A 14,764-nucleotide genomic window follows, 5' to 3' on the forward strand; every position below is an offset into this window, starting at 1 on the left:
GCGCAGAAGTGCCAGGAAAGAAGAACGTCAGCGCCCTTGCCAATGGGCGAACGAACGCAGCGTCCCGCGCACACTAGTGGCGCGTCGATCACCGGTCAAGCGCCCGCCCCGGCCTCGCCTCACACGCGTCAAACCCGCGTCGCAGAGCCAACGCCGTAGCTGCGATGACCGTTGTTTTACAAGCTCAGCCTATAGATAGCTTGCTTTTTATAACCAAAAAGCTGGAAACGGCAAAACGCCATCAATAAATGGTCTTAAGGTTTTCAACGGCCAGGTCGCTAAACGACGTGGGGGGATATCCATTCCCGGCCCAAGGCTACGGCGACAACGCTGGCAGCGCACAGAAACCTTAGACAGGATGCGTTCATGAGCTACATCTCTTCGTTGACCCCGGCGCAAGTCGCTGCCTTGAGTACGGCCACCATCGCCCGCTTGGCGACCCAGGATATCGCCGCCCTGAGCACTGCCCAGATCGCCCAGATGACCACAGCGCAGATCGCCGTGATCAGCAAACCCAACATCGCCGTGCTGTCGGCCACCCAACTGCCGGCACTGACCACCGCGCAGATCGTCGCCCTGACCACCGCCCAGGTGACCGCGCTGAAGGCCACCCAGGTCGCCGCACTGACCACCACCCAGGTCGCCGCCCTTGAAACCGCTGACCTCGCCGCCCTGCCGGTGATCAGCATCGCAGCGCTGACCACCGCGCAGACCGCCGCGCTCACCACCGACCAGGTCGTGGCGCTGACCACCGCGCAAGTCGCGGCGCTGAAAACCACCCAGGTCGCCGCACTGACCACCGCACAGGTCGCGGCCATGCAGACTGTCGACATCGCTGCCCTGACCACCGCCGGCGTCGTGGCGCTGACTACCGCGCAGGTCGCAGCGCTCACCACCGCTCAAGTCGCCGCGCTCAAGTCGACGCAGATCGCCGCCATGGAAACCGCCGACGTTGCCGCGCTGACCACCGCGCAGATCGTGGCGCTGACCACCGCTCAGGTTGCCGCACTGAAGACCACCCAGGTCGCAGCGTTGAGCACCGCGCAGATCGCCGCGCTGGAAACCGCTGACATCGCTGCCCTGCCCGTCACCAGCGTTGCCGCGCTGACCACGGCCCAGGCCGCAGCCCTGACCACCGACCAGATCGTGGCCCTGACCACCGCCCAGGTCGCCGCCCTCAAGCCAGCCCAGGTGGCCGCACTGAGCACCGCCCAGGTGGCCGCCATGCAAGCCGTCGATATCGCTGCGCTCAGCACCGCCGGTATCGTTGCGCTGACCACCGCCCAGGTCGCGGCACTGACCACCGCACAGGTCGCCGCGCTCAAGGCCAACCAGGTCGCGGCCATGGAAACGGCTGATATCGCCGCTCTGACCACCGCCCAGGTGGTGGCGCTGACCACCGCTCAGGTCGCGGCACTGACCACGGCACAAGTCGCCGCCCTGACCACCACGCAAGTGGCCGCCATGGAAACCGTCGATATCGGCGCACTGACCAACGCCAGCGTCGTGGCACTGACCACCGCCCAGGTCGCGGCGCTGACCACCGCGCAGGTGGCGGCACTCAAACCGACGCAAATCGCCGCCATGCAGACCGTCGACGTCGCCGCCCTGACCACCGCCCAGGTGGGGGCCTTGACCACCGCGCAAGTGGCTGCGCTGACCACCGCCCAGGTCGCCGCGCTCACCACCACGCAAGTGGCCGCCATGGAAACCGCCGATATCGCCGCCCTGCCGGTGACCAGCGTCGCCGCCCTGACCACTGCGCAGACTGCCGCGCTGACCACCGCTCAGGTGGTGGCGCTGACCACCGCGCAAGTGGCCGCGCTCAAGCCTGCCCAGGTAGCCGCGCTGACGACTACTCAAGTCGCCGCGCTGCAAACCGTCGACGTGGCGGCCCTGAGCACGGCCGCCGTCGTGGCCCTGACCACTGCCCAGGTTGCCGCACTGACTGCCGCTCAGGTCGCCGCGCTCAAGCCAAGCCAGGTTTCCGCCATGGAGACTGCTGATGTCGCGGCGCTGACGACCGCCCAGGTAGTCGCCCTGACCACTGCGCAAGTGGCAGCACTCACCACCGCGCAAGTGGCCGCGCTGACCACCGCGCAAATCGCCGCGATGGAAACGGCTGACGTCGCCGCCCTGCCAGTGAACAGCGTTGCCGCGCTGACCACCGCCCAGACCGCAGCCCTGACCACCGCGCAAGTGGTCGCCCTGACCACCGCTCAGGTGGCCGCACTCAAGCCAACGCAAGTGGCTGCGCTGACTACCGAACAAATCGCCGCCATGCAGCCGGTGGATGTCGCCTCGCTGAGCAACGCTGCCGTGGTTGCATTGACCACCGCTCAGGTCGCCGCGCTGACCACCGCCCAGGTGGCAGCACTCAAGCCAAGCCAGGTCGCGGCCATGGAAACCGCCGACGTCGCAGCGCTGACCACCGCCCAGGTCGTGGCACTGACCACTGCGCAGGTGGCCGCCTTGACCACCGCCCAAATCGCCGCACTGACCACCACGCAAGTGGCGGCCATCGAAACCGCCGACATCGCTGCCCTCACCACCGCAGGCGTGGTGGCGTTGACCACCGCTCAGGTCGCGGCCCTGACCACGGCCCAGGTCGCCGCGCTCAAGCCGGCGCAAGTGGCAGCGATGCAGACCGTCGATGTCGCTGCGCTGACCACCGCGCAAGTGGTGGCCCTGACCACCGCGCAAGTCGCAGCCCTCACCACGGCGCAGGTCGCGGCCCTGAGCACCGCCCAGGTGGCGGCCATGGAAACCGCCGATGTTGCCGCATTGACCGTCAACGGCGTCGCCGCATTGACCACCGCGCAGACCGCCGCGCTCACCACTGCACAAGTGGTGGCGCTGACGACCGCGCAGGTGGCCGCGCTCAAGCCGGCGCAGATTGCCGCACTGACCACCACGCAAGTGGCAGCGCTGCAAACCGTTGATGTGGCGGCGCTGACCACCGCCAGCATCGTCGCCCTGACGACTGCCCAGGTAGCGGCACTGACCACTGCGCAGATCGCTGCGCTGAAGCCGACCCAGGTCGTCGCCCTGGAAACCGCTGATGTCGCCGCACTGACCACCGCTCAGGTGGCGGCCCTGACCACGGTCCAGGTCGCTGCCCTCAAGCCCACGCAGATCGCCGCACTGACCACCGCGCAAGTGGCGGCCATGGAAACCGTCGACGTCGCTGCGCTGACCACCACCAGCATCGTCGCCCTGACCACCGCGCAGGTGGCGGCGCTGACCACCGCTCAGGTCGCCGCGCTCAAACCGACGCAGATCGTTGCCATGGAAACCGCCGACGTCGCCGCGCTGACCACCGCTCAAGTGGTGGCGCTGACCACGGCCCAGGTGGCCGCGCTCAAGCCCACGCAAATCGCCGCCCTCACCACCGCGCAGATCGCCGCGATGGAGACCGCTGACATCGCCGCCCTGCCGCTGGGTAGCATCGCCGCACTGACCACCGCACAGACCGCGGCGCTGACCACCGCGCAGATCGTCGCCCTGACCACCGCCCAGGCCGGTGCGCTCAAGCCTGCTCAGGTCGCCGCACTGACCACCACGCAAGTGGCGGCCATGCAGCCGGCTGATCTGGCTTCGCTGAGCAGCGCAGGCATCGTTGCACTGACCACCGCGCAGGTCGCCGCCTTGACTACCGCCCAGGTCGCGGCGCTGAAACCGACACAGATCAGCGCCATGGAAACCGCTGACGTCGCGGCCCTGACCACCGCTCAGGTGGTGGCCCTCGGCACTGCCCAGGTCGCCGCGCTGACGACCGCCCAGGTGGCGGCACTGACCACTACCCAAGTCGCGGCCATCGAGGCCGTCGACATCGCCGCGCTGACCACGGCCGGAGTCATCGCCCTGACCACCGCACAGGTTGCGGCGCTGACGACCGCGCAAGTGGCCGCCCTGAAACCGGCCCAGATCGCGGCGATGCAAACCGTGGATGTCGCTTCGCTGACTACCGCGCAGATCGTTGCGCTGACCACCGCCCAGGTCGCCGCACTGACCACGGCCCAGGTGGCAGCCCTCACCACCGCCCAGGTCGCCGCGCTGGAAACCGCTGACCTGGCCGCCCTGCCGGTCAACAGCATCGCTGCCCTGACCCCTGCACAGACCGCCGCGCTGACCACCGACCAGGTCGTCGCCCTGACCACCGCACAGGTTGCGGCGCTGAAACCGGCCCAGGTTGCGGCCCTGACCACCACGCAAGTGGCGGCCATGCAGACCGTCGACATCGCAGCCCTGAGCACCGCCGGCATCGTCGCGCTGACCACCGCCCAGGTGGCCGCGATGACCACCGCTCAGGTCGCTGCGCTGAAACCGACGCAGATCGCCGCGATGGAGAACGCCGACCTGGCCGCCTTGACCACCGCCCAGGTGGTCGCGCTGAGCACTGCCCAGGTGGCCGCGCTCAAGCCGACGCAGATCGCAGCCCTCACCACCACGCAAGTGGCGGCCTTGGAAAATGCCGACCTGGCAGCCCTGAGCAACCCACAACTGGTGGCCCTGACCACTGCCCAGGTCGCCGCACTGACCACCGCACAAGTGGCCGCGCTGAAACCGACGCAGATCGCTGCGATGGAAAACGCCGACATCGCTGCATTGACCACCGCTCAGGTGGTGGCGCTGACCACCGCGCAAGTGGCCGCGTTGACCACCGCCCAGGCCGCAGCGCTGACCACCACCCAAGTGGCCGCGCTGGAAACCGCCGACGTTGCGGCGTTGTCGCTGGCCAGCGTGGCGAGCCTGACCACCGCGCAGACCGCAGCACTGACCACGGCCCAAGTGGTGGCACTGACCACCGCGCAAGTGGCGGCGCTCAAGGTCACGCAGATCGCTGCGCTGACCACCACGCAAGTGGCGGCCATGGAAACCGCTGATGTCGCGGCGCTGACCAACGCTCAAGTGGTGGCGTTGACCACCGCCCAGGTGGCGGCGTTGACTACCGCGCAGATCGTCGCGCTCAAGGCGACCCAGTTCGCGGCCATGGAAACCGCTGACATCGCAGCGCTGACCACCGCGCAGATCATCGCCATCGAAACCACCGACATGGCCGCCCTGACCACCGCGCAAGTGGCCGCGCTGACCACCACCCAGGCGGCAGCCCTGACCACCGCGCAGTTGTCGCACCTGTCGATGACCCAGGTCGATGCCTTCACCACCGCGCAATTGCAGGCCATGAGCGCCGGCCAGATCGATGCCCTGGCCCTGTCGACCCCGCTGGTGCTCGACCTCAATGGCGACGGTGTGCAAACCCGCCACCTGAGCAATGGGGTCAAGTTCGACCTCAACGCCGACGGCCACAAGGAAACCACCGGCTGGGCCAGTGGCGGTGACGGCCTGCTGGTGCTCGACCGCAACGGCGACGGCCTGGTCAACGACGGCTCGGAGCTGTTCGGTTCGGCCTTCCGCCTGCCCGACGGCTCGCTGGCCAAGGACGGCTTCGAAGCCCTGGCCAGCCTGGACAGCAACCACGATGGCGTGGTCAATGCCTCCGACGCGCTGTTCGCTGCCCTGCAAGTATGGGTCGATCGCAATAACGATGGCATCACCGATGCCGGCGAGCTGCACAGCCTGAGCGACCTGGGCATCACCCAGTTCAACCTCGATGTGAGCAAGACCGCCGAGCTCAACCACGGCAACCTGATCGGCCTCAACGCCAGCTTCGAAACCAGCGATGGCCAGAGCCACAGCATTGCCGACGTGTGGTTCCGCACCGACGGCAACAGCGCCCAGGCCATCGACCTGAGCCAGCGTGACGGGCAGACCGTGGCGCATGTCGATCTGGCCGCCAACGGCGCCCAGGCCACCAGCCTGACCCTCGATGCCGCAGCCGTGGCAGCGCTGGGCCAGGCCGTGCAGGGCGATGCCGGCAACGGCGCCGCAGCGCCAGTGCAGTTGATCGTCGACGGCGCGCACAACGACAGCGTCAACCTCAATGGCGATGCCGGTCAGTGGCAGGCGGCGGGCACCACCGAAGTCGATGGCGCCAGCTACAACGTGTTCAACGACGGCGATGTGCAACTGCTGGTCGCGACCGATGTGCAGACTTGGATTCACTGATCGTCAGTGGTAAACCTTGACTGACCTGATACCGAGCTCGAAAGAGCTCGGTATTTTTTTATTGGCGGAGAACCTGGCGCCATGCCTACAGACATCCTTCACAGCCCCGACCTCGACGCGGTGCTGGCAGCCGCCCTGCAACTGGCCGAGCGCGCCGCGCTCGAACCCATGCGCCTGCTGGAAACCGCCGAGCGCCTCAATGCCGCCCAGCGTCCGCGTGATGTGGCCGTGCTCTATCAGCACTGGCTGCGCCATTGTCACTCGTCGGTCAACTACATCATTCAGTTCAACCTGGGCGCGACCCTGACCGGGCTGGGCGAGCTGGCCGAGGCCGAGCACGCCTACCGCGCCGCCATCGCGCAAAACCCTCAGTTCGCCCAGGCCTGGTTCAACCTCGGCGCCCTGCAAGAGCGCCAGCAACAGTCGCAACAAGCGCTGGCCACCTGGCAAACGATGCTCGACCAACGCCTGGTCGAGGCCGAACACAGCCGCGAGCTGTACCTGATGACCTGCAACGCCCTGGGCCGACTGTCTGAGGAAACCCGTGCGTTCGCCGCCGCGGAAACGGCGTTGCAGGCCAGCCTGATCGCTGCGCCCGCGCAGCCGAAGGTCATTCAGCATTGGCTGCACCTGCGCCAGAAACAGTGCGTCTGGCCAGCCTTCACCACCTTGCCGGGCGTGACTGCCGGCGAACTGCTCAAGGCCGCCTCGCCCTTGGCGCTGCTGGCAGCCAGCGACGATCCGGGCCTGCAACTGGCAGCGGCCATGCGCTTCGTTCGTGAGCGGGTCAGGCAATCGGGCGTGGCCCTGGCGCCGGCCCAGGGCTATGCGCACACGAAACTGCGCATCGGCTTTCTGTCATCGGATTTCTGCCTGCACGCGGTGTCGCTGCTGACCGTCGAGCTGTTCGAGCTGATCGACCGCAGCCAGTTCGAGGTGTATGGCTTTTGCTGGAGCCGCGAGGACGGCTCGGCCCTGCGCCAGCGAGTGCGCCAGGCGATGGATCACTTCGTGCCCATCGGCGCGCTGGATGACAACGCCGCAGCGAACTGCATCCGCAGCCATGAAATCGACATCCTCATCGACCTGCATGGCCTGACCGCCGGGGCCCGCCCGGACATCCCCGCCCAGCGTCCGGCGCCGGTGCAAATGACGTATCTGGGTTTTCCCGGCAGCACCGGCCTGCCCGGCATCGACTACGTCATCGCCGACCAGTACCTGATTCCCGATCGGGAAAAGCCTTACTACAGCGAAACCCCGCTGTACCTGGCGCAGATTTACCAGTGCAGCGACCGCCAACGCCCGGTGGCCGAACTGCCCAGCCGCGCCGACTGCGGCCTGCCGGCCGAGCGCTTCGTGTTCTGCTCGTTCAACAACAACTACAAATTCAACGAAGCGGTGTTCGACTGCTGGATGCGCATTCTCAAGCGTACCCCGGGCAGCGTGCTCTGGCTGCTGGCCGACAACCCCTGGGCCCAGGGCAACCTGTGCGCCCGCGCGGCCGAACAGGGCGTCGATGCGCAGCGCCTGCTGTTCGCCCCACGGGTGGCGCCGGCGCAGTACCTGGCCCGCTACAGTGCCGCCGACCTGTTCCTCGACACCTACCCGTTCAACGCCGGCACCACCGCCAACGATGCGCTGTGGATGGGCCTGCCGGTACTGACCCGCTCGGGCCGCACCTTCGCCTCGCGCATGGCTGGCAGCCTGCTCACCGCGCTGGGCCTTCCGGAACTGATCTGCCAGTCGCTGCAAGCCTATGAAGACCGCGCCGTGGAGCTGGCGAGCGACCCGCAGCGCCTGGCCAGCCTGCGCCAGCGCTTGCGGGCCGGACGCGAATCGTCGGTGCTGTTCGACACGCCACGTTTCGTACGAGACTTCGAGGACGCGCTCAAGCGGGTGGCGGTGAGACAACCGCCGGCTCAGGACTGAGCCGGGTCACGGCCAGCTCATCTCGCCCTTGGCGACCTTGGCGCTCAGCTCCAGCGCGCTGTCGTCGGCAAGGCGCGGGTAGCGCAATTTCATTGCCGCGATCAGCTCGACGGCATCACGCGCCTTGCTGGCTTCGTCATCGAAATCGCGAATGTACTGGGCGGTGAACTGCACCGCGCGCACGTCGCGGGTGCTTTCACCCAGGTAATGGCCCGGAATCACCGTGCGCGGCTGCAGCGACTCGATGCGCTCCAAGGTGCTCAACCAGTCGACATGGGACTGCGCCGACTGCGTGTCGGCCATCCACACGTGCAGACCCTGCGAGACCACCACGCCACCGGCCACCGCAGCGATCGAAGGAATCCACACGAAACTGCGCTCGGCTTGCGGCCCATCGAGGCCGACCACCTGTATGGCCTGACCTTCCAGAATCAGCCGGTCACCCTTGAGCACCTTGGGTGCGATCAGCCGCTCGGGGGCGTCGGCGCCGAGCTTGGGCCCCCAGAACAGGCGCTTGGCATTCATGGTCTTGCGGATGTACTTGGCTGTCGCCGGCGAGGCCAGCACGGGCGTGCGCGGAAAGGCCCTGAGTACGGTGTACAGCCCGAAATAGTAGTCTGGGTCGCCATGGCTGATGTAGATGGCCTTGAGACGCTTGCCGCTGGCCTTAAGTCGACGCACCAGTTGCCTGGCCTGGGTTTTGCCGAACTGCGCGTCGATCAGCAGCGCGTCGCGCTTGCCACTGATGATCACCGAGCTGACCGGAAACAGCGCGTCCTTACCCGGGTTGTAAACCTCAAGCTGCAGTGGCTCGGCGGCAAGCAGCGGTGTCGAAACCAGACAACAGGCCAGCAGCAACCTGCCCAGCACGGCGCGTAACGGCATGGGACATCCTCGTGGAAATGACAGTCGGGCCATGGGCAGATAAACAGGCTGGTTCAGCCGTCATGCGCCACCCGCCTTTGCCCGATCAACGAAGGCCCTGAGCTTATTCGCTCGATCGCGCGCAAAAAATGCCATCATCGGACACAGTGCATTTCGCGAATCGGACAAATCATGGACCGTCTCACTGCCATGCGGGTATTCGTCAGCGTGGTCGATCTGGGTAGCCAGTCGGCCGCCGCGGAGCACCTGCACCTGTCCAGACCAGTGGTGTCACGCTACCTCGCCGAGTTGGAAGGCTGGGTGGGTGCGCGATTGATGCAGCGCACCACGCGCAAGCTCAGCCTGACCGCCGCCGGGGCGCAAACCCTGCCACGCTGTCGCCAATTGCTGGAGCTGGCGGGCGATCTGCAAATGGCCGTGCAGCGCCCCGATGACACACCGCACGGCACCTTGCGCATCAGCGTCAGCAGCTCGTTCGGCCAGGCGCAGCTGATCGATGCGGTGGTGGACTACGCCCAACGTTACCCGGCGGTGAAGGTCGAATTGCAGATGCTCGACCGCACGGTGGATCTGGTCGAGGAACGCATCGATCTGGCGGTGCGCTCGTGCCACGTGCTCGACCCAGGCCTGATCGCCCGCCCGCTGACCCTGTGCCGCTCGGTGGTCTGCGCCAGCCCGGCCTACCTGAAGGCACATGGCATGCCCCTGCACGTCGAGGAACTGGCGCAGCACAACTGCCTGACGCACACCTACTTCAGCAACGCGCGCTGGTACTTCGAGGTAGACGGCGAGCCGTTGGAGGTGGCTGTGAAGGGCAACATCAGTTGCAACGAGGCGATCAGCCTGCAAAAAGCTGCGGTACTGGGTGCCGGCATCGCGCTGTTGCCGGCCTACCTCGCCGCACCCGCGCTGCGCAGCGGCGAGCTGATCAGCGTGTTGCCCCAGGCCAAACCCCGTGAGCTGATGCTCAACGCGGTGTACACCTCACGCAAACACATGCCAGCGGCGCTGCGCAGCATGCTCGACTTTCTGGTCGAGCGCTTCGCAGACGGCTCGCCGTGGAGCCTGACTGCGCAGGAACATGTGCCCGGCTCCGGCGAATGAAGGCGAGGATCACTCCTCGACGTTCATGTACTCCTTGGCCCAACGGATGTAGTCCTCGGGCTGGGTGTAGGTGTGCGACAGCTCGGTGGCGCTGAGGTTTTCCGACTTGTTCTGCTGGCCGCGCTGCAGGCGCAGGCAATCGTAAGTGGCCTTGATCGCGGCGAAGTAAGCCGCATGGCCATCGACCACGATGCGTACCCCCAGCTCGGCCAGGCGCTGGTCGTCGCGCAGGTTCGGATTGCCGTAGCTGACCAGCATGAGCGGCACGCTCAGATGGCTGGAAATCTGTTCGAGGTGGTCGAAGTCCTTGATGCCAACCATGCAGATGCCATCGGCGCCGGCCTTCTGGTAGCTCTGCGTGCGATGGATGACTTCTTCGGTGCTGAGCACCCCGGCGTTGGTCCGGCCGATGATGGCCATGGCCGAGTCGACCCGTGCTTCGATGGCTGCGCGAATCTTGCCGACACCTTCGTCGACCGAGATCAAGTCGGTGGACTTGCGGCCAAATTGCGCCGGCAGCAGGGTGTCTTCGATGGTCAGGGCGCTGACCCCGGCCCGCTCAAGCTCGATGACCGTGCGCATCACGTTGAGTGCGTTGCCGTAACCGTGGTCGGCATCGGCCAGGAACGGCAATTGCGCGACCCGACCGATGCGTGTGGCCTGCTCGACGAATTCGCTCAGGGTGATCAGGGCGAAGTCCGGAGCGGCCAGCACTTGCAAGGAGGCGACCGAGCCGCCGAGGATGCCCACTTCGAAACCCAGGTCGGAAGCGATGCGCGCCGACATCGGGTCGAACACCGAGGCGGTGTGGTAGCAGGATTGGGACGCGAGCAGGTCGCGGAAGGCAATACGCAGATCGTGGTGGGAAGCCTTGGGCATGATCACTCCGCTGTTACGTCAACTGTTCAACTGGCTCCCAGAGCCGGCATTGCCGACCTGTTCCAATCATTATGATGAAGGCACTCCGCGCAAGGCATGCAGGGAGGGAATAGACCGTACGGGATACAGCAGTGGATGACCCCGTGACAAAATGCTGCACTATCCTGGTGCAAAGCCTTTGATTCAGGCTATTTGACGCCGCCACGATAGCACGCAGCCATGTTTCAAACGATGAAACCCTGTATGCCGATCTTGCATAGGGGATGCAGATTCTACATAGGAAGCTACCTAACTCGGCGTACACTGGCCCTTCGATAACCTTCGATCGATATGACCTCCAGCGCAGCGGACAGCCCGTGACCACCACGCTCAACGACACCCATCTACGCGCCGTACTGACCGCCCTGATGCTGGCGATTCTGCTAGGTGCGCTCGACCAGACCATCGTCGCCGTGTCATTGCCGGCCATCTCCGCGCAGTTCAATGACGTCGGCCTGCTGGCCTGGGTGATCTCCGCCTATCTGGTGGCGATGACCGTGGCCGTACCGATCTACGGCAAGCTCGGCGACCTGTACGGTCGTCGACGGATGATCCTCACCGGCACCGCGCTGTTCACCTTGGCCTCAGTGGGCTGCGCGCTGGCGCAGAGCATGGAACAACTGGTGCTGGCGCGGGTGCTGCAAGGCCTGGGTGCAGGCGGCATGGTTTCGGTCAGTCAGGCGATCATCGGCGACTACGTGCCGCCTCGCGAGCGCGGCCGTTATCAGGGCTATTTCAGCAGCATGTATGCCCTGGCCAGCGTCGCCGGTCCCGTGCTCGGCGGCTGGCTGACCGCCTACCTGTCCTGGCACTGGGTGTTCTGGATCAACCTGCCACTGGGGCTGGTGGCACTGTGGGCGATCCACCGCGCGCTGGGTGGGTTGCCGGTCAAGCGCCGCAAGGCGCAAGTCGACTACCTGGGCGGGGTGCTGATGATAATCGGTGTGGGCAGCCTGCTGCTGGCGATCAGCCTGGTCGGCCAGGGCAGCGCCTGGGGCTCGCCTGCGGTACTGGCGCTGCTGGCCGGCGCGGTGCTCGGTCTGCTGGCACTGGTGGCCCATGAACGGCGCTGCGCCGAGCCGTTGCTGCCACTGCAGCTGTTCAGCAACCGCGTGGCGGTGCTGTGCTGGTGCGTGATCTTCTTCGCCAGCTTCCAGGCGATTTCCCTGACCATGCTGATGCCGCTGCGCTACCAGGCGATTACCGGCGCCGGGGCCGACAGCGCGGCGCTGCACCTGCTGCCGCTGGCGATGGGCTTGCCGGTGGGCGCCTTCACCGGCGGCCGCCTGACCAGCCGCACCGGGCGCTACAAACCGCAGATTCTCGCCGGAGCCGTGCTGATGCCCCTGGCGATTCTGGGCATGGCGCTCAGCCCGCCTCAGGCGGTGTGGTTCAGCGGGGTGTTCATGCTATTGGCGGGAATCGCCGGCGGCTTGCAGTTCCCCACCTCGCTGGTCGGTACGCAAAGCGCCGTGGAGCACCGCGACATGGGCGTGGCCACCAGTACGACCAACCTGTTCCGCTCGCTCGGTGGGGCGATGGGTGTGGCGATCATGTCCAGCCTGCTGCTGGCCTTGCTGCAGCACGATGGCGTGGCACTGCTCGACAATCCCCTGCTCGGCAGCCTGAACGACGACGGCGTCAGTGCACAGACCCAGGCGCAATTGCTGCGGGTGTTCCGAGACGTGCTGCTGGGCAGCGCCGGGGTGGCGGCGGTGGCGCTCTTCGCCGCCCTTGCCCTGCCTGACCGACAGCTGCGTGGGCGCTGAATCAAAGCCGGGAAGCGCTGCCCTCACAATCGTTCACAAATCCGTGTTTGCGCAGGGCCGGGCTCAAGCGCAGCATGTCCAGCCCGGCATCGACCCAGCGTTCACCCTGGCCTTGCAGGTCGAAGCTGCCCGGCAGCAGCAGCCAGCGGCCAATCAGCCCGTCGAAGTAGGCGAACAGCACCACGGCGGCCTGTTCCGGGTCGAGTTCTGGCGGCAGCTGACCGCGGCGCACTGCATTGGCCATGGCTACGACGATACTGTTGTGGCAATCGAGCACCGCGCGTTGCCGCTGCTGACGGATTTCGCACATATCGTCGGTGAACTCGCACTTGTAATGCAGAATCTCATTGATACGCCGGGTCCGGGCGTCCAGTACCACTTCGTCGAGCACCTGCAGCAGCAGCGTGCGCATGCAGCCAAGCGGGTCGAGTTCATCCTCGCTTTCGCTGGCGCGAGCCAAATGGTCATGGGTTTCGTGGAGCATGTCGAGCAAGGCCTGGACCAGCTCGGCCTTGTTGTTGAAATGCCAGTAGATGGCACCGCGGGTAACGCCGGCCAGTTCGGCGATATCGGCCAGGGTGGTGCGGGCGACGCCGCGGCGGTAGAAGGCCTTTTCCGCAGCCGCAATGATCTGCGCGCGGGTTTCCTGAGCTTCTTCTTTGGTACGACGAACCATGGCAGCACAACCTCAATCAGGTCCCACGCTTGGGGTGCGGCGTGGAAATCCCCCGGGGACGCCTCTGGCGTGCGTCTCCCGGAACTGTATTCGACAAGACGTGAGTAGTAGCCAAGTACCACCCTGCGGTATTTACAAACAACCATGAACGTAAGTATATTCCTTAGCAAGCTATTTATCCACCCGATAACATGGCGCTCCACTCTGTCTCCCAACTGTTGAGCTCCCCTGCTCCCGCGATCCGAGGATCCTCATGCACTTCAAGCCAGCTGTCACCGCTCTGGTTTCCGCCGTCGCCCTGGCCACACTGCTCAGCGGCTGTAAGAAAGAAGAGGCGCCGCCAGCTGCGCAGCCCGCGCCTCAGGTCGGGGTCATCACCCTGCAACCGCAAGCCTTCACGCTCACCTCGGAGCTGCCGGGACGCACCTCGGCGTTCCGCGTCGCGGAAGTCCGGCCACAGGTCAACGGCATCATTCTCAAGCGTCTGTTCAAGGAAGGCAGTGACGTCAAGCAGGGTCAGCAGCTCTACCAGATCGACCCGGCCGTCTACGAAACCACCCTGGCCACCGCCCAGGCCAACTTGCAGGCCACCCGTTCGCTGGCCGGTCGCTACAAGCAGTTGATCGACGAGCAGGCGGTCAGCCGCCAGGAATACGACGACGCCAACGCCAAGCGCCTGCAAGCCGAGGCCAGCCTCAAGAGCGCGCAGATCGACCTGCGCTACACCAAGGTGCTGGCACCGATCAGCGGTCGCATCGGCCGCTCGGCAGTCACCGAAGGTGCGCTGGTGAGCAATGGCCAGGCCAACGCCATGGCCACCATCCAGCAGCTCGACACCATCTACGTCGACGTTACCCAGTCCACCGCCGAGCTGCTCAAGCTGCGCCGTGATCTTGCCAGCGGCCAGTTGCAGAAGGCCGGCGACAACGCCGCGCAGGTGCAGCTCGTGCTGGAGGACGACAGCCTGTTCAAGCATCAGGGCCGCCTGGAGTTCTCTGAAGTGGCGGTGGATGAAACCACCGGTTCGGTGACCCTGCGCGCGGTGTTCCCCAACCCTGAGCACGAGTTGCTGCCGGGCATGTTCGTCCACGCCCGACTCAAGGCCGGCGTCAACGCCAACGCCATTCTCGCCCCGCAACAAGGCGTGACCCGAGACCTCAAGGGCACCCCGACCGCGCTGGTGGTCAACCAGGACAACAAGGTCGAGCTGCGCGAACTCAAGGCCAGCCGCACCCTGGGCAGCGACTGGCTGATCGAGGAAGGCCTCAACCCGGGCGACCGTCTGATCACCGAAGGCCTGCAGTACGTGCGCCCTGGCGTCGAGGTCAAGGTCAGCGAAGCCAGCAACCTGAAGAAGCCGAACAGCCCTGATCAGGCCAAGGCAGCCGACGCAGACGCCAAAGCGGAGTAAACC

Annotated in this window: 8 protein-coding genes; 5 read left to right on the forward strand and 3 right to left on the reverse strand. The window is 66.0% G+C overall.

Annotated features, from left to right (window positions below; all coding sequences use genetic code 11):
• Positions 1-366 precede the first annotated feature (366 nt).
• Both LK03_RS01200 and LK03_RS01205 read left to right on the forward strand, forming a co-directional pair.
• Positions 367-6,069, forward strand: coding sequence for a beta strand repeat-containing protein (locus LK03_RS01200; protein WP_081951525.1), 5,703 nt, complete (start codon positions 367-369; stop codon positions 6,067-6,069).
• A gap of 81 nt (positions 6,070-6,150) precedes the next feature.
• Positions 6,151-7,998, forward strand: a complete 1,848-nt coding sequence (locus LK03_RS01205; RefSeq protein WP_038410724.1) for a tetratricopeptide repeat protein — start codon at positions 6,151-6,153, stop codon at positions 7,996-7,998.
• Positions 7,999-8,004: 6 nt separating this feature from the next.
• On the opposite strand, the gene LK03_RS01210 is transcribed toward LK03_RS01205, so the two are convergent.
• On the reverse strand, positions 8,005-8,883 hold the full coding sequence (locus LK03_RS01210) for an MBL fold metallo-hydrolase (RefSeq protein ID WP_038410725.1): 879 nt from the start codon (positions 8,881-8,883) through the stop codon (positions 8,005-8,007).
• Between the two features lie 171 nt (positions 8,884-9,054).
• Between LK03_RS01210 and LK03_RS01215 the strand changes: the two genes are divergently transcribed.
• Complete coding sequence (locus tag LK03_RS01215; RefSeq protein ID WP_049870402.1) at positions 9,055-9,987, forward strand: LysR family transcriptional regulator; 933 nt, start codon at positions 9,055-9,057, stop codon at positions 9,985-9,987.
• A gap of 9 nt (positions 9,988-9,996) precedes the next feature.
• Here the strand turns inward: LK03_RS01215 and LK03_RS01220 are convergent, their stop codons facing one another.
• Positions 9,997-10,866: an isocitrate lyase/PEP mutase family protein gene (locus LK03_RS01220; protein ID WP_038410726.1), complete on the reverse strand. Its 870-nt coding sequence runs from the start codon at positions 10,864-10,866 to the stop codon at positions 9,997-9,999.
• Positions 10,867-11,273: 407 nt separating this feature from the next.
• Between LK03_RS01220 and LK03_RS01225 the strand changes: the two genes are divergently transcribed.
• Entirely contained in the window at positions 11,274-12,674 is a 1,401-nt protein-coding gene (locus LK03_RS01225; protein WP_156109557.1) for an MDR family MFS transporter, read from the forward strand.
• A 1-nt stretch (position 12,675) separates the two neighbouring features.
• On the opposite strand, the gene LK03_RS01230 is transcribed toward LK03_RS01225, so the two are convergent.
• The gene (locus LK03_RS01230) at positions 12,676-13,350 is read right to left on the reverse strand and encodes a TetR family transcriptional regulator (RefSeq protein ID WP_049870403.1); all 675 of its coding nucleotides are present in this window, start codon (positions 13,348-13,350) and stop codon (positions 12,676-12,678) included.
• Between the two features lie 253 nt (positions 13,351-13,603).
• Between LK03_RS01230 and LK03_RS01235 the strand changes: the two genes are divergently transcribed.
• A complete protein-coding gene (locus LK03_RS01235; protein WP_038410728.1) occupies positions 13,604-14,761 on the forward strand; it encodes an efflux RND transporter periplasmic adaptor subunit in 1,158 nt (385 codons plus the stop codon).
• Positions 14,762-14,764 lie beyond the last annotated feature (3 nt).

Origin of the sequence: Pseudomonas cremoricolorata (genome assembly GCF_000759535.1) — a bacterium.
GTDB classification, from domain to species: Bacteria; Pseudomonadota; Gammaproteobacteria; order Pseudomonadales; family Pseudomonadaceae; genus Aquipseudomonas; species Aquipseudomonas cremoricolorata_A.

Bases quoted from the DNA above. Each gene is read 5' to 3' on its own strand.
- LK03_RS01200 (WP_081951525.1), top strand. From the start codon at position 367: ATGAGCTACATCTCTTCGTTGACCCCGGCGCAAGTCGCTGCCTTGAGT.
- LK03_RS01205 (WP_038410724.1), top strand. From the start codon at position 6,151: ATGCCTACAGACATCCTTCACAGCCCCGACCTCGACGCGGTGCTGGCA.
- LK03_RS01210 (WP_038410725.1), bottom strand. From the start codon at position 8,883: ATGCCGTTACGCGCCGTGCTGGGCAGGTTGCTGCTGGCCTGTTGTCTG.
- LK03_RS01215 (WP_049870402.1), top strand. From the start codon at position 9,055: ATGGACCGTCTCACTGCCATGCGGGTATTCGTCAGCGTGGTCGATCTG.
- LK03_RS01220 (WP_038410726.1), bottom strand. From the start codon at position 10,866: ATGCCCAAGGCTTCCCACCACGATCTGCGTATTGCCTTCCGCGACCTG.
- LK03_RS01225 (WP_156109557.1), top strand. From the start codon at position 11,274: ATGCTGGCGATTCTGCTAGGTGCGCTCGACCAGACCATCGTCGCCGTG.
- LK03_RS01230 (WP_049870403.1), bottom strand. From the start codon at position 13,350: ATGGTTCGTCGTACCAAAGAAGAAGCTCAGGAAACCCGCGCGCAGATC.
- LK03_RS01235 (WP_038410728.1), top strand. From the start codon at position 13,604: ATGCACTTCAAGCCAGCTGTCACCGCTCTGGTTTCCGCCGTCGCCCTG.